The sequence below is a fragment of the Sphingobacterium athyrii genome, from assembly GCF_003071065.1.
GTDB lineage: Bacteria > Bacteroidota > Bacteroidia > Sphingobacteriales > Sphingobacteriaceae > Sphingobacterium > Sphingobacterium athyrii.
In genome coordinates this window covers 679,582-697,583 of the sequence record NZ_QCXX01000003.1, presented here as the reverse complement: position 1 = coordinate 697,583, position 18,002 = coordinate 679,582, and the positions used below count along the sequence as shown (strand labels likewise).

Sequence of the window (18,002 nt, the reverse complement as noted above, 5' to 3'; positions counted from 1 at the left end):
TTTTATAGTAATACTTAGCCATGAACCGTCTGATAATTCAATTTTTAACGATGTTGTTACTTTTTCTATGCGAATCTCTATTTGCACAGAAAGAAAAGTTGAGCGATTTTTACCTCATTCAGCGACAGTATGAGAATCTGCCGGAAAATGATTCTTCAGCTTTACCGCTTGTTGAGAAACTTATCTGGAAAGCAAAAGTTGAAAAGAACCAAATGCAATTGTTCTTGGGGTATACGGATGCGCGATATCATACGCCAGATCCTCAGATAAAATTGAAGTATGCTGATAGTGCAATTCATGTCGCTGTGGCGAAAAAGGATGACAGCCTGCTGAGCAGCGCCTATCTGAGCAAGGGCGTCGTTTATTATTTTTATCTCAAGAAATATAAGCTCGCACTTAATGAGTACTTAAAGGCCTTTGAAAAGAATAAAAAAAACAAAGATCCATACTACCGAAACAAGATTAAATACCATATTAGTGTTGTCAAAAGCTATATAGGATACTATAAGGAAAGCCTAAGCGAACTTGAAGAGGCGAGAAGTTTTTTTGAAAATGAGATCAAAAGAGAAATGCATCCAAATCTGATGTTTGGTAATCAACGAGGCTATAATAACACCCTCCACCACATGGCAGTCTGTTATAGGAACCTCCGTAATTTCAAAAAGTCAGATTCGCTCGTTGCACTAGGACTTGCTAACACCTCGAAAAATGAGGCTTATAAACAAGAGCACAGTTATTTTCTTAAGGAAGATGGTATTAGAAAATACCGAAAGAAGGATTATGATGGTGCTATAAAAACGTTTCAGAGCGCATTGCCCACCCTAATTGATATTAATGATTTTGCCTGGTTAACGGTAACGTATTCTTATTTGGGCAAGTCAAAATGGGCGAATGGTAAAGTGGAAGAGGCTATCACAGATTTCGAAAAAATTGATTCTATTTTTAACAGACATTCTTTTGTTCTTCCGGAAGTACGGGATGTTTACGAAGATTTGATCGTGTATTATAGTGAAAACAAAAATTCGGAAAGAGCCCTCTATTACACAAAGCAACTTCTCAGGGTTGATAAAGTTTTGGAGCAAGATTTTTTATATCTATCGTCAAAAATTCATCGGGAATATGATTCTGATAGGCTTTTGCAGGAAAAAGAAAGAGAGGAGAGAAGGGTGTCGGTAACTGGATGGATTTTTATTATCATTTTCTTTACGTGCGTTTTTGTTGGTTGTTATTATATTTTAAGACTGAGGTCGAGGAAAAAAGTTATTGGGAGAAACAGTTTTTTCGGCATTATCCTTGGCGGTGATTCCTTCAATGCCAATCAGGATGGAACCTTTAGAATTAGGCATTATAGTAGAACGGAGATCGGGCAAGACATTGTTGATGACATTCTTTACAAACTTTCTGAATTTGAAATGAATAAAGAATTTCTTCAGGGAAAGATTAAACTTAAATCGCTGGCAAAGAAATTTGACGTGAACCAGAATTATCTCTCCAACGTTATAAATGAGCATAAAGGGGCAAGTTTTAACCGTTATATCAGTGAGCTACGAATATCTTACATTACGGAACGACTTAAAAGCGACAGGAAATACCGGAATTATAGTAGCGAAACACTCGCGAAAGAATGTGGTATTGCATCAAGGACGAACTTTTCGGCGCTATTTTCAGAAATAAATGGGATATCGTTTACTGAATTTATAAATAAATATAAAAATGAGCTAAAAAGTGAAATAATATAGGTAATAACATTAACATTCATCGGTTTTTCAGAAGGTTCGGTTGAAAGCAAGATATTGGGTTGAAATTAAAAACGGGATTGATAGAAAGTATTACATTTCTAGTAAGGGCGCTTTCTTTTTTCAGAATTCATAACCCTTTGTTTTTCAAATTTTGTATTTAAAAGTCTGATTAGTAGAATTACTACAATTTCTAAAATAATACTTAAATCATTTTGTCATAAATTTCTAAGGTATTATATTGCAGTACCAAAATCACCGAAAACCAAATGAAAAAGAAAGAAAAACCACCTAGATACACTTAGCATTTAAAGGCTAGAAAGTGAATTTCAACCCCTTTGAAATTCTGTTCGCATGCATCTCAGATCAATCATTGTAAAGTCTTCCATAAAATGGTCTAAACGCTTTATGATTTGTATTCTGACCTAAACGACTCACCGCTCACCGGTGATAATCCTATTTCAACCACACAACAGAAAAAAATTATGTCATCATGTTTCAACAAGAAGATAATCTTTCCGGCAAAGGAGTAGATTTATCCAAGAACAACATTTTGGATCCATTAAAGGATGTTGCTTTAGACAACATTACAAATATTCCCGGACCACAAAAAGAGTTCCTTACACAAGCAAATAATATCACGGCTACCGGAAAACAATTTTTGAACCAGCCTTTATTACCCAATACCCCCACGACTATTAAAGAAAAAGTTTGGGCAAAGCAGCCCACCTCTAAAATATTTAATGCATCGGGAATTCCTGAAAATGCGATTGCAGGGATCAATCGGGTTGTTAGGCTTGATATACACGTGGAAGGTGTTCAAATAAAGCATTTCAAGCATTTTAAACTAGCACAAAGTGCTACCAGACACCATGAATTTACCCTAATCCTAGCGCATGATACATTGGGTAAAGTAGAAAACCACAATCTTCAAGAAGCCCAAAATTTCTTAGGAAAGAGGATAACTGTCGTTTTTAAATACAAAGATATCGAAGAGGGTCCTGAAAGAAACTTTGTGGGAGTTATTACAGAAGTAGGGTTTAGTCAGGATAAGGGTAGTCTCGGAAATATCGTACTATCCGGATTTAGTCCTACGATATTGTTGGACGCAGCACCGCATATCCAAAGTTTTGGAGGAACACAACCGATGAGCCTTAATAGCATTGCAACGGAAGTAATCAAACAAGGTTTCGGGCAGGGCAAATTTGATTTTAGAGTCGATGCAAAGCAAGGTAATTTACCATACAGTTCTCAATACGAAGAAACACATTATAACTATTTGGCCAGAATGGCTGAAGCCTATGGTGAGCAGTTCTTTTATGATGGTGAAGTACTGCATTTTGGTCAGCTTCCACCACAGGAACAACCTGTAAAGCTGACCTATGGTAGTAATTTGACTGATGTAAAGATCAAAATGAAAGCTCAACATGTTAAGCCTAATTTTTATGGTTATAACAGCAGTAAAAATGAAAAATTTAAAGGAGGTGATTCAAAGATCAACCACACTTCTGACATTGCACAGCGCGCCTACGAAATATCGGAAAGAACATTTCAAACACCATCTTTACGGGTTGCTCCGATAAGAGCTTCTTCTTTTATGGATATTGATGCCGCACAAAAGGGAACAGCCGGAAGTAAGGCTTCAGAAGTTTTTACAACGTCAGGTAACACGACAGTTCCTTTTTTATATCCTGGCTGCATTGCTGACATTGAAATGAGAAAGACAGAATCAAATGGCACCACCTACTTTACCAAGTTAATGCTGATTGAAATAACCCATGAAGTAGATGCAAGGGGCTATTATGATGGTTCGTTTCAGGGAATTGCATCGGATACTGGATTTATACCAAGACCGGAATTTACCATACCGGTTGCTGAGCCACAATTTGGGAGGGTGGTTTCCAATACCGATCCTCAGAATCAGGGACGTGTACAAGTACAGCTTGATTGGCAAAGTGGACAAGACTGTACGGAGTTTATCCGTGTCATGTCCCCCGATGCCGGTAGTAGTGACAAAGTGGGTAAAAACCGTGGCTTTATGTCTGTTCCAGAAGTTGGCGATCAGGTAATCGTCAATTTCGTACATCTTCATCCTGACAGACCTTTTGTAATGGGCGGAATGTATCATGGAGGCATAGGCGCAGGAGGTGGTGAAGGAAACAATATTATGTCATTTAGTGGACGTAGCGGTGCAGAACTTAAGTATGATAATGGTGCAGGGTCTATGAATTTAAAAGATCAGGGTGGTGCTAATATGCATTTCGATGGTTCAGGTAATGCGACGACAAATGCAAATATAAATCACACGGTGAATGCCGGTAGTACAAATATCATAAATGTCGGCGGAAAAGAGGGCGGAGGTGCTAATTCCATGCTTAAAATGGACGCAGGTGGAAATATTATTTTGAATTGTGATAAAGCTATTACACTAAAAACAGGAAGCAGCAGTATCACCTTAAATACAGATGGAACAATACTTATCGGCGGGAAGCTTATTGGTATTTCGGGGGAGAACGGTATCGGTCTGGGAAGTACAAAAGGTATAGATATTTCATCACCTGCGAACCATCTGGGTGGCGGACAGACAAAAATTGATGGAGGTGAGGCATTTATAAATTAAGAGGTATGAAGAATCAGATTGGCATTACTGGAACGTTTTCAGAGCAGTATACATTATTTATTGATGCAGATATAAAAGGGGTTAATGTTGATATGAGATCCCGTTCTCAGATGCGATGGAACTTGAATGTGATTAATGTTCAGGATGATGTGATTGAGATCAAACTTTATCTATTGGATCATATTCTGCTGGAGGCTAATAATCCATTGATCAAAGAGATAGCCCAACTAACCCAAGCTATGTCAAGAATGTATAACGAACTTCATCTGACGGTAGATTTAGAAGGGAAAATCAGAGATATACTCAATAGAGAGATCATTCTTTCAAAATGGAGGCAGACAAGGGGAGAGATGGAAAAAATTGCCGAGAGCAATCCCGAAATGAAAAACGTCATTGTACTGAACGACGATATATTCAATAATAGATCCAAATTAATCCAGGTCATACAGATTAGTGAATTCTTCCTGCTGTATTTCAATAAAGTTTATGGACGAACTGTGCCTGCCTCTTTTAAGGAAACCTCGCCGAATTTCTTTAATACAGCCAATGTAAATTGGGGGTACAAGATTAAAAACCTTGATAATCCTCTGCTGACTTCCAATGAAACTATCATAGAGCTAACGGGAGAACCTGCTACAGGCTTGGGAGGTATTGGATTTTATAATCGAGCGTACGGGCAGTTTGCGAACCTAATTGATATAAGTAAACTGGATACTTCATTATCTGAAAAAGGAATTTACAGGTTTGATAAGGAATCTGGCCGTCTGATAGAAGCTTCATTAGACCGGGTGGAGATTGCCGATCCAGAGAAACTTTATAATAAAATGCGATATACGTTTTATAGTGATGAAATCATGAAGTTTAAAATGCGTCAGAATGAAGGAATTACCAGCATGTAATGCTAATGAACATATATACAGTACTATAAAGAGGATCACTTTGTGGCGCTATGCTTTAGGCATAGGTTTCGGCTCATCAAAAAAAGATAATTCTAAGACTGTCACATTTATTGTTGAAAAGAAATATTCAGTAGACGGTATAAATCATTTGAAAAGAACAGGCTATGCTTTACAGCATATAGTATGCGGGAAAAATAATAGAATAAGCGTACATAAAAGGACACAAATTTTAAAAGGAACGTAAAAGAACGCAAGAATCAATGGGAAATAAAATTATTACCGAGAAGGACTTTTGGAAATGTTCTAGCGGTGCAGCGTTTGCCCAATTGCAAGGAACCCGTACAAGTAATAAAAAAAGCACAGGTGAAGTTTATATAACAGTAGCGGATACCTCTACAAGCAGTTGGATTGATTTCGGCTGTACAAAAAATATGATGCTTGCTGCAATCATTGGAGCACTTGTTGCGATTGTGGTAGCTGTGGCTGTTGTTGCATTTGTTGTCGGTACAGGGGGATTGGGAGCCATTGCATTGATTGGAATCGGTGGCATGATGGCGATTGGTGCAGTTGGCGGAGTTGCAGGTGGTTTGATAATGGCGGCTAAAGGAGCTTTGCAGTGTGGACATAAAAATTCAACAGCAAGATCCTGGGATGCAAGTAAAGATGATCTTATACTTACTAAAACACAGGCAATCACGGGAAACCGGACAATGACATGTACCGTGGGTGGCGTTGTGAAATTTGCCCCTGAAGTAAAAAGCTGGATGCATGCGCTGGCATTAAGTGGTCTCAATTACGTGACCGAGCTCGCAGGGTGTGCTCTCGGAGGAGCTGGGGTAGGAGCTTTAGTTTTTGCTGGTGCAGGAGTTGCCGGAGGGTCACTGGCTTTGGGCTGGCCGACCTTGCCAAGTATCATGTCCAATGTACTTCAAGGTTTTACTGGTATCTGGGGTTCTAGCAGAGTCCTCTTTGGTCTTGATAATGTTGCCAATGAGCACGCTATGGGAAATGTCAATGATGGTTGGGATGCATTTAAGGCAGTTAGAGATGGCGGTATCCCGGAATACGGTATGGCAGGACGTTTACTTACGGGGCATGCTCAGCCGACAGATTATATGCTTTTCTTATATTTGCTTAATATTAAGGCGAAGACCACGAAGCCACCTGTTGAAGAACCGACTACATCTGGAGATAAGGATGGTAATAATAACAATAAAGGAAATCAGGAAGAACCACAAAATAAAACACCAGAGGAAGACGGAGCCAATACAAGTAAGGGTAAAGGAAATAGCGACGATAAATCAAAAGGCAGTAAAGATGCCGATGCTTATGAAGATCCTAAACCTAAAAAACCGAAAGACTGGAGCGAACATGAAGCCAATGTGACTGATGAATTGCAAACACAAAATCCTGATGTAACGGTGGGTGAGCAGATAACACTTGACGTAACAGGAATAGATGCTAACGGAAAACCATTTACAACTAGGATTAAAATTGATAATTTACATGAGACTAGCCCTGGAACTTACCAATTGACCGATGCGAAATTTAGCAGTGTAAAGGATTTAACGTCTGTTCCCACTACTGACCTTAGAAATACCTTTACAAATAATCAAAAACCAGTGTACGATGCAATAGGTGGTAAAGGAGGTGCTAAGATTACAGAAATTAAACCAGCGGGACAACGAGCAACTGATATGGGATTAAAAACCGGCAAACCAATAAATGTTGAACCAAAGGTAAAAGTTGCTGTAAATGATCCTAATGGAGGAATTATTTATAGAGATTATCCATAAATTTATACAAAATATATTTAACAATGAAACCAAAGGAAATAGAAATTGAAATCCAGAAGATTGCTGATCCTTTTTTTAAAGAACAGGGGTTTAAATACTCTAAAAAAGATTCGGGATATATAAAAAACATTGGTAATGCAGCAATCAGATATGGGTTCTCGTATCTAGAAAGAAAGCCAGATATTTACTATCAGATATATTTATATATTACATTAAATGAAGTTGAGGATATACTCGGTAAGTTGGATGGTAGTGGAATCATTGGGGTAACTTATGTATTTCCACAATCTTTTTTTATCGATAGAGAGGAATATGTAAATAAGAACCCTAAGTTCCTCATTGCCGATGACAAGGATGTTTCTGAGTTTACAACTGCTTTTGTAAATGATTATAAAAACGAAATCAAAGATTTTATCACCGATATTATAAAACCGGAAAAGATGCTTGAATTTCTCTTGTCAGAAATAGATACTGGCAAGCGATATGCAAATAATATAGATGTTCTACTCAGAGCATTGATTCTTCTGAAAATTTTGAAAGATCCAAACTTTGAAATCAGATTAAATGAATTTAGGAATAAGGTTTCAGATTATGCTGCAAATATCAAAGAACAATACCTTGACCTATTCAATCGTCTAGTGAAAGGAGCGTATTAAATCTTTTTGTTATGAAGGAAATTAAGGAAATTATTGTCAAAAATTATCCTGTCGAAAATACACCTATTATCAGAATATTTGATGAAAACTTTAGCTATTTATTAATTGATAATTGGCCGCTTGAGGACGACGAGAGGTTTTCAGATGATGAAGTGGATAAGTTCGAAGCTATTTTGAGTGATTTATTAAATGTTAAGGTAAAACAAGAAGATAGGGATCGATTTGTTATTTTCACCAATGACGAGCATATTCTTGAAAAATTATTACATTTTTTAGAATCTAAATAGATTTAAGTGTACTAGAAGTTTCTAAATATAATGGCTTTAACCAACCAGAGAGTTGACTAAGCAACAAAATAAACTTACGTACTAGGTTAACAATCCAATTTCAATTGGATTGTTAACTGTATTTGGAAAGGGTAAAATAGAAGTCAGATTGAATCAAAAAAAATTGATTGGAGCAAATTCCTCTCTGACGTACATTATCCATAACTTGTTGAAAATCATTTTTTTTTTGTAAAAGCAAAATATTAAATATGTTTGAAGAATTTTTTAAACAGTATCCTGATTACACCATTCAGGAAAAACCTACGAATGAAATCATCGAAAAGTATCAAAATCAACTGCCTGAAGTATTGATTGCTTTCTGGAAAGAGTATGGTTTTGGATCTTTTATGGATGGCTATTTAAAAGTTGTAAATCCTGATGAATTTGCTAATATTTTAAGCGATTCTTATAGCCCAGTATATCAAAATCCGATTGTTATGTTTGCAACTGGTTTGTCAGACTTGATTATTTGGGAAAATAATCATACTGTTTTACTAGATTATCGGCACGGGAAATCTAAAGTATTAGAGTCAGGATTAAAATATCTATTTGAAGATTTAACTGATTCAACTTATATTGATTCGGATCTTTTAGGGAAGAATTTTGTAGCAGCCAAAAAAAGATTAGGTGATTTAAATTTTGAGGAATCATTTGGCTATGTTCCATTACTAGGATTAGGAGGTGCTGAAAAATCTGAAAATTTGGATAAAGTTAATTTAAAAGTACACATTTCTTTGATATCACAGACTGTTGGTAAAATTGAGTAAGAAATTCACGATTCCACTTAATAAGAACATACAAGCCGCTTTACTCTCGGGTTTTATTTTGGCACTGAAAGTAATAGATATTAGTGATATAATTGGAGCTACCTCTCAGGTAGCTTTTTTATTACATTTAGCCAGATGAAACATAATAGATTGACAGTTATTTTTTCATAAAATGAGAATCTAAATACATTTTGAAGATATGAGTAAATTAATCATTTTAGCTGGATTACCTGGAACAGGGAAAACCACATTAGCAAGAAGGTTGTCCAAGGAACTCAAATATTTCTATTTGCGGGTTGATTGTATTGAAAGTCCTTTTTTATTAAGGAATGCCAAAGCTGGACAGGAGGGTGAAGGATATGAAGCATTGATAAATTTAGCGTACGAAAATCTTAATTTAGGACACAATGTAATCATTGATACGGTAAACCCTTTGCATATCAGTAGGAAAATGTTCAATCAATTGGCAGAGAGAACCAAAGCCGAAACTATACAGTTCGAACTGAAAATAAAAGACCATATATTGCACAAAAGCAGGGTTGAAAACAGGAAACCAGATATTGACGGTCTGAAAGTTCCTTCCTGGCAAGATGTCATGCAACGAGAATATCACGAGTGGGATAAGAACCAAGATGGAGAAAATTATGAAATTTGGACTGATGATTCTGAAAGTGCATATATAGAGTGCCTAAATATTATTGGTTAAGAGATATTTCTGCGAAGCTTCTTGGATACTGTGTATCCAATAAATAACCCTCAACGGCTGTAGAGGTGGACGCAATAGGAAGGGAACAGCCGTTGTAGCCGATTTCCCGCCAAAAGCCGTAGGCTTTTGGCCGCGGGGCAGTTTTTTCAACTGCCTACGCAAATAGGTTGGGTTCTAAAATTTTGTAGATTTAAAAAGAAACCCCGATTTTCAGTCATTCCCGTTTTAAACAGATTCCAAAGGAGTGAAGCCCCCAATTGAGCAATGGTGCTACTAATAAAAAGATCCTGTTTTGAGAGCGCTTCAGCGAGAGAGCAGCTCGGTGTGTTGTCTTCTTGTTCTGAACTTACCATAGCATTCCCATACTCTTCAATTATCGAGGGCAGGGTTTCAAAGGTTTTAAATTTCTTAGATGCAGGCTGTTCTATCCTTCCGATTGTGGAAAGAACTGCCTGTCCTGTATCTTTTGAGTTGCCGAGGTCTAACCAATATCTTCCCTTGTCCCTGTGGTTTTGATACTTCTTATTAAGTTCGTGCAGTATTTCTGAAATTGCAAATCTTGAAGCAACCGTATCCGTACAGGATACATAAACCGAAGCTCCTGCATAGTCTGGTATTTTACCATCGAAATCACGTTCAAATCTTTTTGTTTCTGCTTTCCAGTTTGTACCCGACCAGCGGTTCAGTCGATTGATGATTGCCTGTGATTTGAAAAGTCCCTTTTCTGATTCTGCAAAGCGTTGGCGACCTACATTTGCGGAAGTGATAATATCATCATCCCACAGACAAACATCTAAGCCTGGATGGTCGAGTTCCAATAAGCTATGGTTGATTTCCATTAAAGCAGTCATAATTTTGGAGCCTGTACCACCTGCACCGATAACATTAATACGTATTGGGTTTGTCGGACTGAGTAGATAATTATCCAAGAAATGGACGTTAGTTTTTGGCGCTTTCATAGATTATATCTTTAAGTTTTTTATTGTTTTTGATAAGAAATTCATTTGGGAAAATGCTTTCAGAACCAATTAAACTTTCCCAAAGTAATACGCAGTTTCCGTTTACAGGATTGTGGTCAGCCATAAGATGGGAGAAATAGCTATTGAAAAAATAGCTTTCCCATAAGGTCATAAGTTCTTTTATAGACCCTGTTTCTGATGCCTTTATGTCCACTGTACCCATGCAGACCGTTCCATTTTCATAAACATTAAAAAAGGGCGCATAATGCAGTGGTGTGTTTAGTGTTGGTTTTCTGTTTGTGGTTAAGGCATATACATGGAGTGATTCTCTGTCCGCCTTCCAAACCATTGGAGGAACGTGCGCCGTTCCTGACTTTATTCCAAGACCTTCTGCAATAAGAAGTTCCCGAAATTGTGCTTTGGTGTACCAAATAATTGTTGCAGATTTTGCATCAAAAGACAAGACGTTATTAGGCAGAATACCGTCCGATCTTAATTGATTGAGGTTTTCTTCATCAATATTTAATGCTGTTGCCAACTTTTTTGCTTCACCTGCTGTAAGGGGATGGGCGTTGATTGGCGTTCCGTTCCGATCCATATCAAAGTATTCGACATAAGTATCGTTATATCCGCCCTCACTTTGATAAAAAACCAAAGCAGTAGAAGGGTAGAAGTAAGTTCCGAAGCTGTTTGTAATATCTTCCATGAGTTATTAATTTTAGCGATTATGTTCCTGCCATAGTTGTATAAGATTGTCAAGGCTATCAAATAACCTGCTTTCGAAATCAAAATCATTTTCCTTGATTTTTCGATTGTCATAAGGGATAAAACGGGTAGGCTCGTCTATTTCACTATATTCCTGTAAATCATCGTTTACTGATTGGCAGAGTGATTCAAATAAGCATCCTTGTATGGAAGCGCAGAAAGAAACATAGTTATCCAATGCAACAGGACGCTCAATGTCGTCAATTTCTTCCCTGAAACGTAAAGGGTAGAATTTTCGGTCAATCCTAACTTTTGGGTACTTGGTAAGAAGCCCAAAAAACGACTTCGCAACGGAAAGACATTGTTTGTCAAAATCAGTTTTTGCGACAAAGGACTTTAAGCGATTTTTATAATTGCGCAGGTTTTTGGGGTCACTGATTAGCTTTAGCATAAAGTCACCAATCGCTTTGGCATCATCGATTTCCTGTATAAACTCTTCCTCCGCTCCATCATCATATATCCAATTTTCGAGGGTTTCATACATGGAATACAGATAACAGTCATCACTTCTGTAGTAGGGTATTCCAAGAACCTGAAAGATGTAGGCGTACACAGAAAGCAAAAGCTCACTAACTTGTGTAGTCTCCTTATTCTGCAAGATGTTATAAAGTGGAAAGACAGGGATATAATATAAATTCATTCCCGTATCGTATCTATCTTCCTGTGCAAAGTAGGTGCTGTTTTTATGGTGAATCAATCTGACATCCCTCCAATCCGCAACCGTCTTTTTTAACTGTTTCTTTAGATGTGCCATTGATTCGGCAATGTTGTAGGGGAAAGGAATATTTGTACAGTCGTCCAACATTGAAAGGTTGAATTTTTCTGCTATTAGGGACAGGGATTTAAAAAAATCCCTGTCCATTTTCAATCTGTTACAATCCTGTACAGTTTCGGTTTCCTGCAATCTTGGGTAGAAACGAAATCTTAAAAAGGCATTGGTAACATCGCAGGTGGGACGGACTTTGGTTTGTCCTTCCGCAGTTCCCCTGCATCCTTTGGTCTTCTCATCCACCGCTCGAACTGTCCCAACTGCTGATACAACTGCAATTCGCTTGCTTTTCTTGGTAGCTTTACCGTTTCGGGATATTGTGTTTGCATAATTCATGTGTTTGATTTTTTAGTTAACCTTTAGTTCCTATCACTGTTTCAAATCGGTATAGCACCGTGTCGTCCATAATTGTTGGGCGTGAAATTTTAGCTGTTGTCAGCACAGGGTAGTTATTAGAATAGAAATTCAGAACTGCCTGTACGCTCCATTGTGGTTCAGGGTCGTCAAGCCTGATTTCCTGTTCTTTCTCTTTGAGTATGAATACCCGTGGAAGTGTTGTTGCTACTAACATAATATTGATTTTAGATATTATTCGTCTTGGGTTATTTCGGTTATTTCGGCTGTTTCTTGCGCATCATCAGAAAACAGGCTAGGGGCAAACTGCCGTTCGCATATTTCCTGCTTTTTCTTGATTTCTTCCGAATGTTCAGGATAATCCCCAACTTTCGGCAATGCTGTCCATGCTTCTTTGTATTTTCCCTCTTTTACAAGAGCATCCGCCTTTAGCATGGCTTCGCTGTATTTCCTATTTTTTGAATCTTTGTCCTTTTGTTCTTTTGTGGATTTCTCTTTTTCCATTGCAGAATTAGCCTGAGCGAGTTCTACCTGTTTCATAAAGTTTTCCAAATTGGACAGCAGTCCTGTAGCCGTGCGTACAGGTTGTTTGATATGCGCAAAGAATCCCTCGTCCAGTTCTTCGGGCGTACCTTTCAGGTTAAAGGGAGGAATCAGGTTTTTCGCCTTGTCCCCACAACTGTCATTTTCCACTAAAATCGAAACGATTATCGTGCTTTCTGTCGCTTTGGTAATGGTGAGCATCAATTTGCTGTTCATTTCCATTTGCGAAATCTGTCTAAAGAAATTAGTTGCTTCCATAATAATTCATTTTTCTGTCGCTTACGTATTCTGTGATAGCCTGTTCGGAAAAGCCTTCTTTCCGTAGAAAATCTTCATAGGCTTTCATTTCTCTGTTAAATTCTGCTTTTCCTTCTTCTCCCGTCAGGAACAGTTTGTGCGCTGTTTCCTCTTTAAGTGCCTTTGTGATTTTTGTGTGCAGTTCCTTGATGTGTCTACGTTGGTCTGAAAGTTTGCGTATATCCTGTGCAAAGAATTTGTATTCTGACAAGACGGTAAGGAAAGTAAAGGCTTCTGTGATGTTTTTATTTTTGTAATTTTCCACAAACCGATTATACAGCCAATCTGCGAACTTGTATTTTGCTAAAATGTCCATTGCTTATAATTTGATGATATTGTATTTTATATTTTTATCGTAGGTCATTTGATAACCATTGTCGTGTATCACTTTTTCAAGGCTTGTTCTGACGAACTGTAATTCTTTCCGGTCTTTCATTGAAATGTTAAGTACGTGGAGCTGTTTGAAACTCATCACCATTTCGGCGATGATGGTGAGCGCCTGAAATTCTGTATCATTTTCCTTTTTCATCCTTTCCGTTATTTAAGGTTTCTACGTAGTTGGTATAGCGTTGGGTAATATCCTTGCCTTTTCTAAACCTGTCTGCCCGAAAGCTGTAATTTTCCTCAAATAGGGTTACTTCTTTGGTCATAAGGTTGACGTAATAGCGATAGCAGGCATTGCAACGTCTTTCGTCCATCGTGCAGTGTTTTTTGATTAATGAAAGCTCCTGATCTGCATCGTTGAGCGCAAGAAGGGGAAGAAGAATATCTTCGACAATGTAGCCCTGTTCGGGTGCGCTTGATGAATCCAATACACAGATGATTGATTTTCCGTTACTGAATGTGATGTGCATATTTGAACGTGTCATAATTTTATTTTTTTTAGTTGTTAAAGGTGATTGCTAAAAACTTGTGATTTCCGAAAAACAGGTGTATCGCCTGTCTTAATTTCAGATTGCAAAATGTGCTGTCTGCGTATACGATTAGGCAGTGTATCGTGAATAGGGCATCATAACCATCGAAAAGCTGATCTCTGAATGTCCTTTTATTTCTGTACAGCCTTGCACCGTTTTTGTCGTACCTGCGTTCAAAATTGTTTATGAAGTCATACCAACGGTTGGCATCAATATTTTTTTCCGTCCATTCGTTAAACACCTGCTCACGGTTTCGGTTAAATAATTCTGCTTCTTTTTTGATGAATTGGGTGATTACCTGAAGTTCATCAGGAAATAATCTTGCGAGTAAATAAGCTCTTTCGAGGTTATCCATTTGCTGTAATGTTTTCATTTTAAAATCTTTTGGGGTTAATAAATAGGTGGCAGATTCGTACGGGACTGCCACCTATACATCATTTTTTTAGTTCATCTGGAATACATCCGTTCCGATTTTCTCAAAAGAAGTGCAGAGGTCAAATGCCTTTTGCGTTTTGAGTTGAGCCGTACCGCCCAACACGATACTCTGTAACTTCGCTTCGGCGTTTTTGTAGTTTCTGACGTTCTGAAAATATCCCGTGACTGCATTATAAGCCCCGAACAACGTCCCTTTAGTGGTTTCCATCTGTTGGGTATCGTTCATCATGGCATAGGCGAATGCATCGTCCACAGTGTTTTTGAACATGGTTGAAAGTTCATCGTCAGCCCCTTTTTTTAGCAGGTCAAAGGTTTCCTTATTGGGGCAGAGGGCAAGCTGTATGAGTTTTCGGATTTCACTATCTTTCACTTTGACTTTTGTCCAATTATTGAAAATGCCGTCCATCTGCATCGTCATTGCATTTGCGAGCCCCATTACCTTGTGTGCATCGTTCAGGCGTTGTTTAGCCCCTGCGGTATGTTTGATGCGGACAACATTGCTCATGTTGCGTAGTGATGCGTTGAGGGTATTTTGGCAGACAATACGGATAGGGGTGAAGGCTGCTGTAATGCTACCGCTTCCGTCGTGGCTTGTGGTTAAGAAGATGTATTTTTCGATTACATCGTCCGAGTTCCCGATACGGATATAGTTCGGAAGTTTGGCGGTAATAAAAATGCGTTCACCCTGTCCGAGCGCCCCTGCTGTTTCGTACAGTATTCCACTGCCACCGCCTACAATAGCATCAAAAAATGTAAAGGCATCCTTATTTTGCACGATGTGGTAATCCTTGCCCACAACACCGAGTACGGTATTGTTATCTGTACGGATATTGGCAAAATAGTTGGGTACTTCGATTTCCGTGTCCTGTATGACAATTCCGTCTGCAATCTGTACGATTCCTGAACCTTTGGTGAATAGGGGGCTTTTTTCGACTTCATAGTCAAGCCCTGCGTGTTTGATTGCTTCGGCACTTGTCGGGTAGTCTTCTACGATCTGACCCAGACCGTGCCATGCTTTTTCCTTTACGCTGAAAAACGAATATTTACCGTTGTTGAAATTTAGATTATGTCCCATGATTTCTATTTTTTTTGGGTTGAAAATTTTGTGATTGATTAATGTCAGCTTAGAAAGGCAGGTCATCATCAGCCCCTTGTTTTTGCGCATTCTCCTGATTTTTCTTCGATGTACTTGGTTGTACAGCGTCATCTTCCTTTTTTGATGGTCTTGCCAAAGGCTTGATTGAAGAAGTGTGGAAATTTATTCCTGCCTTTGCTGTTCCGTCACCTGACAGCCACGCCCTTGCGCTTATCCGTCCTGTGAGTTCCACTAATAGCCCCTGCGATAGCCATGCAGCTACCTTAGCGGTAAGCCAATAAGCACAGTCAATAAATACGGTCTGGTCGATTCGTTGTCCGTCCTTGTTTTTGTAGCTGTCGTTTACTGCGATCGAAAAATTTACGACCTGTTTTCCTGTTGGTGTTGTGCTGACGGTTGCATCCTGTGTCAGTCTTCCTGTAATGTTCATAACCTTTGTTTTTAGTTGTTGTACAATCTTGTTACGTTTGTCTCCCTTCCTGTCCTGCGGGCTCCGCCCTAATCATTTTTTTCAAAAGAAAAAACAGGAAAAAAAGAAAGTCAATCAGGACATCGGGTAATGGCGTAGGCAAAAGGAAACGGAATAAAGGATGGGATTTTGCGGCTGCCTGTGTTTATGCCGTAGTCTTTTGCGGGAAGTGGGATGGCTACCCGAAGTACCTTCACTTCCTTTTTATTCTGTTCTTTTGACAAAAAGTGATTTCTTTAATTTTCATAAAAAAAATAGTGGTTAAAAAAAATGCGAATCCATAGGGAATTGGAAGGTGGTATAGTGCGGAATAGGAGTGGGGCAAGCTTTCAATTTTCTATTCGGTGGATAGCCAAAAGCTCTTTTGCAGCAAAGACGAAGTGTATGCTGTAAATGTGCTTTGGCTCTAGAAGGGGAAAAGAATATGCCTTTTAAAATCGAAAATTGTTATGAAAGATATCTCTTTGCGTGAGTGATAGCAACAACATCCTTTTGCGATCAAAAGATAGCGTGGATAGCACGACCATATCCTTGCGTGCTGATTCAATGCCGGGGGAAGAAGGAAATGGGCACGTCACAATACGTGATGGTGGCAATATGAGATGTGGACTAATCCATGGCTGTAAATAATGATTTCAAACAGGTCATAAAGTATTGTTTATTGCAACAAATTCACTGGTGTTACGATCGTAATATTTTTATTTTCTATTAATTTCATGTCACATACGATATTCCATATTTTCTTACATTTAAGCTTCGGAATAATGCAATTAGCGTAACCTCAATTGCACAATGATCCTTTTCTGTAATAAATAAAATATGCACCCATTATGATGAAAACCTATGAAATAAAAATAACCGCCAATACTGCGGAGAATGATCGTGAAATTATCGAAAAGTACTGGGAACTTGAAGACGGAAAATTTGTCTATAGACCTGCGGTTCTTAAAGCGCAATACGGTCTTACTTTAACTCAGCTTGGAGAAATTATTGCTAAAAACTCTTTCTGTCAAATGAGCTTTGGCGCTTGTAGTGAATGCGGAAATGATATTAGTAAGGAGATGACCGCCCAGAGTAGCTTCAAGAAGATTGCAGCACAAGATATAAACCGCTGTGATCACTGTGAAAGACTCTATCAGGAACGTATTGAAGAAGAATGGGAGGAAACCCATCAAGCACTTGAGAAAGGACTAGGGGGTGATCTGTTTGATAAAAAGAAACTTGGTCGCTTAAAGAAACTCAGTCCTGAAGAATTGTATGTTTTGAAACAGATTATATTTCTGAGAGATAAACGGCTGATCTTTTCAGAATTATTTACTAAAAATGGTTTTGATGAAACATGGTCGGTTGTCAAAACTCTTGTACGTCGGGGCTTACTTGAAGTCAAACGCGAAGGGTCGAAAGTAGTGGAATTTATCCCCAGTGAGGACATTGAATTTCTGCAAGGGCAGGATAGTGGAAATACAAGTCGACGTTTGAAAGCGCTGGTCGTTGATGAGGCGATTGATTCGTATACGTTTAATCTGCCCGTCAAACGTGATCCTCCGTCAGCAAGGTCTCCGAAATTCTCAAAGGTATTTACCCTGCCTGTCGATGTAAATTTTGAAAAAGGGATTGAATATGCAATTAGTGGTTGGATGATGGATGACGGCAGTATCAATGTGAGCTTTATACCAACCAGTAGGATCTTTCGATCGAATGATCGGCCAACAACACCGGAAGAGGATATATTTCTGTCCGATTTTCCAATGGATCGATTTGAAGATAGGGTGACTCCTTCAATTCCCAATCAGCATACAGAGATTGGCGAGTTTCCGGAAGATGATGAATCATAAATTCCTATTTTATTCATAAGGAATAAACCGAAAATTAACGATTTACAAATGTCGTTAAGG

22 protein-coding genes are annotated in these 18,002 nt (G+C 38.4%); 10 read left to right on the top strand and 12 right to left on the bottom strand.

The annotated features are described in order from the left end of the window. Window positions 1–20: 20 nt before the first annotated feature. The 9 genes from DCO56_RS13745 to DCO56_RS13705 all read left to right on the top strand — a co-directional run bounded on the left by DCO56_RS13745 (window position 21) and on the right by DCO56_RS13705 (window position 9,506). Window positions 21–1,739, top strand: coding sequence for a helix-turn-helix domain-containing protein (locus DCO56_RS13745; RefSeq protein ID WP_108634328.1), 1,719 nt, complete (start codon window positions 21–23; stop codon window positions 1,737–1,739). A 490-nt stretch (window positions 1,740–2,229) separates the two neighbouring features. Next, entirely contained in the window at window positions 2,230–4,356 is a 2,127-nt protein-coding gene (locus DCO56_RS13740) for a type VI secretion system Vgr family protein (protein WP_108634327.1), read from the top strand. Window positions 4,357–4,361: 5 nt separating this feature from the next. Continuing rightward, window positions 4,362–5,255: a hypothetical protein gene (locus DCO56_RS13735; RefSeq protein WP_108634326.1), complete on the top strand. Its 894-nt coding sequence runs from the start codon at window positions 4,362–4,364 to the stop codon at window positions 5,253–5,255. Continuing rightward, window positions 5,233–5,499 carry a hypothetical protein gene (locus DCO56_RS13730; protein ID WP_108634325.1) on the top strand — a complete coding sequence of 89 codons (267 nt, stop codon included), beginning with the start codon at window positions 5,233–5,235 and terminating at the stop codon, window positions 5,497–5,499. Before DCO56_RS13735 ends, DCO56_RS13730 begins: the two co-directional genes overlap by 23 nt. Window positions 5,500–5,515: 16 nt before the next feature. Beyond that, window positions 5,516–7,051 carry a hypothetical protein gene (locus DCO56_RS13725; RefSeq protein ID WP_108634324.1) on the top strand — a complete coding sequence of 512 codons (1,536 nt, stop codon included), beginning with the start codon at window positions 5,516–5,518 and terminating at the stop codon, window positions 7,049–7,051. Window positions 7,052–7,074: 23 nt separating this feature from the next. Then, entirely contained in the window at window positions 7,075–7,707 is a 633-nt protein-coding gene (locus DCO56_RS13720) for a hypothetical protein (RefSeq protein ID WP_108634323.1), read from the top strand. An 11-nt stretch (window positions 7,708–7,718) separates the two neighbouring features. After that, window positions 7,719–7,994 carry a hypothetical protein gene (locus DCO56_RS13715; protein ID WP_108634322.1) on the top strand — a complete coding sequence of 92 codons (276 nt, stop codon included), beginning with the start codon at window positions 7,719–7,721 and terminating at the stop codon, window positions 7,992–7,994. A 248-nt stretch (window positions 7,995–8,242) separates the two neighbouring features. Beyond that, window positions 8,243–8,800 carry a T6SS immunity protein Tdi1 domain-containing protein gene (locus DCO56_RS13710; protein ID WP_108634321.1) on the top strand — a complete coding sequence of 186 codons (558 nt, stop codon included), beginning with the start codon at window positions 8,243–8,245 and terminating at the stop codon, window positions 8,798–8,800. Window positions 8,801–8,999: 199 nt separating this feature from the next. After that, window positions 9,000–9,506: a P-loop nucleotide/nucleoside kinase family protein gene (locus tag DCO56_RS13705; protein ID WP_108634320.1), complete on the top strand. Its 507-nt coding sequence runs from the start codon at window positions 9,000–9,002 to the stop codon at window positions 9,504–9,506. Between the two features lie 146 nt (window positions 9,507–9,652). On the opposite strand, the gene DCO56_RS13700 is transcribed toward DCO56_RS13705, so the two are convergent. The 12 genes from DCO56_RS13700 to DCO56_RS29305 form a co-directional block, all read right to left on the bottom strand. Next, a complete protein-coding gene (locus tag DCO56_RS13700) occupies window positions 9,653–10,465 on the bottom strand; it encodes a PRTRC system ThiF family protein (protein WP_108634319.1) in 813 nt (270 codons plus the stop codon). Beyond that, window positions 10,446–11,171: a PRTRC system protein B gene (locus tag DCO56_RS13695; protein ID WP_108634318.1), complete on the bottom strand. Its 726-nt coding sequence runs from the start codon at window positions 11,169–11,171 to the stop codon at window positions 10,446–10,448. The genes DCO56_RS13700 and DCO56_RS13695 overlap by 20 nt, the downstream gene beginning before the upstream one ends. A 12-nt stretch (window positions 11,172–11,183) precedes the next feature. Continuing rightward, window positions 11,184–12,335 (bottom strand): hypothetical protein, encoded by a 1,152-nt coding sequence (locus tag DCO56_RS13690; protein ID WP_108634317.1) that lies wholly within the window; start codon window positions 12,333–12,335, stop codon window positions 11,184–11,186. A gap of 16 nt (window positions 12,336–12,351) precedes the next feature. Then, on the bottom strand, window positions 12,352–12,570 hold the full coding sequence (locus DCO56_RS13685) for a PRTRC system protein C (protein ID WP_108634316.1): 219 nt from the start codon (window positions 12,568–12,570) through the stop codon (window positions 12,352–12,354). A 17-nt stretch (window positions 12,571–12,587) separates the two neighbouring features. Further along, window positions 12,588–13,154, bottom strand: a complete 567-nt coding sequence (locus DCO56_RS13680; RefSeq protein WP_108634315.1) for a PRTRC system protein E — start codon at window positions 13,152–13,154, stop codon at window positions 12,588–12,590. Further along, on the bottom strand, window positions 13,141–13,509 hold the full coding sequence (locus DCO56_RS13675; protein WP_108634314.1) for a DEAD/DEAH box helicase family protein: 369 nt from the start codon (window positions 13,507–13,509) through the stop codon (window positions 13,141–13,143). The genes DCO56_RS13680 and DCO56_RS13675 overlap by 14 nt, the downstream gene beginning before the upstream one ends. A 3-nt stretch (window positions 13,510–13,512) precedes the next feature. After that, window positions 13,513–13,722, bottom strand: a complete 210-nt coding sequence (locus DCO56_RS13670) for a hypothetical protein (protein WP_108634313.1) — start codon at window positions 13,720–13,722, stop codon at window positions 13,513–13,515. Then, a complete protein-coding gene (locus DCO56_RS13665; RefSeq protein WP_108634312.1) occupies window positions 13,706–14,062 on the bottom strand; it encodes a penicillin-binding protein in 357 nt (118 codons plus the stop codon). The genes DCO56_RS13670 and DCO56_RS13665 overlap by 17 nt, the downstream gene beginning before the upstream one ends. Window positions 14,063–14,075: 13 nt before the next feature. Beyond that, a complete protein-coding gene (locus tag DCO56_RS13660; RefSeq protein WP_108634311.1) occupies window positions 14,076–14,480 on the bottom strand; it encodes a hypothetical protein in 405 nt (134 codons plus the stop codon). 69 nt (window positions 14,481–14,549) lie between these two features. After that, window positions 14,550–15,617, bottom strand: a complete 1,068-nt coding sequence (locus DCO56_RS13655; RefSeq protein ID WP_108634310.1) for a DUF932 domain-containing protein — start codon at window positions 15,615–15,617, stop codon at window positions 14,550–14,552. A gap of 49 nt (window positions 15,618–15,666) precedes the next feature. Then, window positions 15,667–16,068 (bottom strand): single-stranded DNA-binding protein, encoded by a 402-nt coding sequence (locus DCO56_RS13650; protein WP_108634309.1) that lies wholly within the window; start codon window positions 16,066–16,068, stop codon window positions 15,667–15,669. A 110-nt stretch (window positions 16,069–16,178) separates the two neighbouring features. Then, window positions 16,179–16,331: a hypothetical protein gene (locus DCO56_RS29305; RefSeq protein WP_181390546.1), complete on the bottom strand. Its 153-nt coding sequence runs from the start codon at window positions 16,329–16,331 to the stop codon at window positions 16,179–16,181. A 606-nt stretch (window positions 16,332–16,937) separates the two neighbouring features. Between DCO56_RS29305 and DCO56_RS13645 the strand changes: the two genes are divergently transcribed. After that, window positions 16,938–17,942 (top strand): hypothetical protein, encoded by a 1,005-nt coding sequence (locus DCO56_RS13645; protein WP_108634308.1) that lies wholly within the window; start codon window positions 16,938–16,940, stop codon window positions 17,940–17,942. The last annotated feature ends 60 nt before the right edge of the window (window positions 17,943–18,002 follow it).

Excerpts from the sequence above, each read along its gene's own strand:
- DCO56_RS13745 (WP_108634328.1), top strand. The coding sequence starts at position 21 with ATGAACCGTCTGATAATTCAATTTTTAACGATGTTGTTACTTTTTCTA.
- DCO56_RS13740 (WP_108634327.1), top strand. The coding sequence starts at position 2,230 with ATGTTTCAACAAGAAGATAATCTTTCCGGCAAAGGAGTAGATTTATCC.
- DCO56_RS13735 (WP_108634326.1), top strand. The coding sequence starts at position 4,362 with ATGAAGAATCAGATTGGCATTACTGGAACGTTTTCAGAGCAGTATACA.
- DCO56_RS13730 (WP_108634325.1), top strand. The coding sequence starts at position 5,233 with ATGAAGGAATTACCAGCATGTAATGCTAATGAACATATATACAGTACT.
- DCO56_RS13725 (WP_108634324.1), top strand. The coding sequence starts at position 5,516 with ATGGGAAATAAAATTATTACCGAGAAGGACTTTTGGAAATGTTCTAGC.
- DCO56_RS13720 (WP_108634323.1), top strand. The coding sequence starts at position 7,075 with ATGAAACCAAAGGAAATAGAAATTGAAATCCAGAAGATTGCTGATCCT.
- DCO56_RS13715 (WP_108634322.1), top strand. The coding sequence starts at position 7,719 with ATGAAGGAAATTAAGGAAATTATTGTCAAAAATTATCCTGTCGAAAAT.
- DCO56_RS13710 (WP_108634321.1), top strand. The coding sequence starts at position 8,243 with ATGTTTGAAGAATTTTTTAAACAGTATCCTGATTACACCATTCAGGAA.
- DCO56_RS13705 (WP_108634320.1), top strand. The coding sequence starts at position 9,000 with ATGAGTAAATTAATCATTTTAGCTGGATTACCTGGAACAGGGAAAACC.
- DCO56_RS13700 (WP_108634319.1), bottom strand. The coding sequence starts at position 10,465 with ATGAAAGCGCCAAAAACTAACGTCCATTTCTTGGATAATTATCTACTC.
- DCO56_RS13695 (WP_108634318.1), bottom strand. The coding sequence starts at position 11,171 with ATGGAAGATATTACAAACAGCTTCGGAACTTACTTCTACCCTTCTACT.
- DCO56_RS13690 (WP_108634317.1), bottom strand. The coding sequence starts at position 12,335 with ATGAATTATGCAAACACAATATCCCGAAACGGTAAAGCTACCAAGAAA.
- DCO56_RS13685 (WP_108634316.1), bottom strand. The coding sequence starts at position 12,570 with ATGTTAGTAGCAACAACACTTCCACGGGTATTCATACTCAAAGAGAAA.
- DCO56_RS13680 (WP_108634315.1), bottom strand. The coding sequence starts at position 13,154 with ATGGAAGCAACTAATTTCTTTAGACAGATTTCGCAAATGGAAATGAAC.
- DCO56_RS13675 (WP_108634314.1), bottom strand. The coding sequence starts at position 13,509 with ATGGACATTTTAGCAAAATACAAGTTCGCAGATTGGCTGTATAATCGG.
- DCO56_RS13670 (WP_108634313.1), bottom strand. The coding sequence starts at position 13,722 with ATGAAAAAGGAAAATGATACAGAATTTCAGGCGCTCACCATCATCGCC.
- DCO56_RS13665 (WP_108634312.1), bottom strand. The coding sequence starts at position 14,062 with ATGACACGTTCAAATATGCACATCACATTCAGTAACGGAAAATCAATC.
- DCO56_RS13660 (WP_108634311.1), bottom strand. The coding sequence starts at position 14,480 with ATGAAAACATTACAGCAAATGGATAACCTCGAAAGAGCTTATTTACTC.
- DCO56_RS13655 (WP_108634310.1), bottom strand. The coding sequence starts at position 15,617 with ATGGGACATAATCTAAATTTCAACAACGGTAAATATTCGTTTTTCAGC.
- DCO56_RS13650 (WP_108634309.1), bottom strand. The coding sequence starts at position 16,068 with ATGAACATTACAGGAAGACTGACACAGGATGCAACCGTCAGCACAACA.
- DCO56_RS13645 (WP_108634308.1), top strand. The coding sequence starts at position 16,938 with ATGATGAAAACCTATGAAATAAAAATAACCGCCAATACTGCGGAGAAT.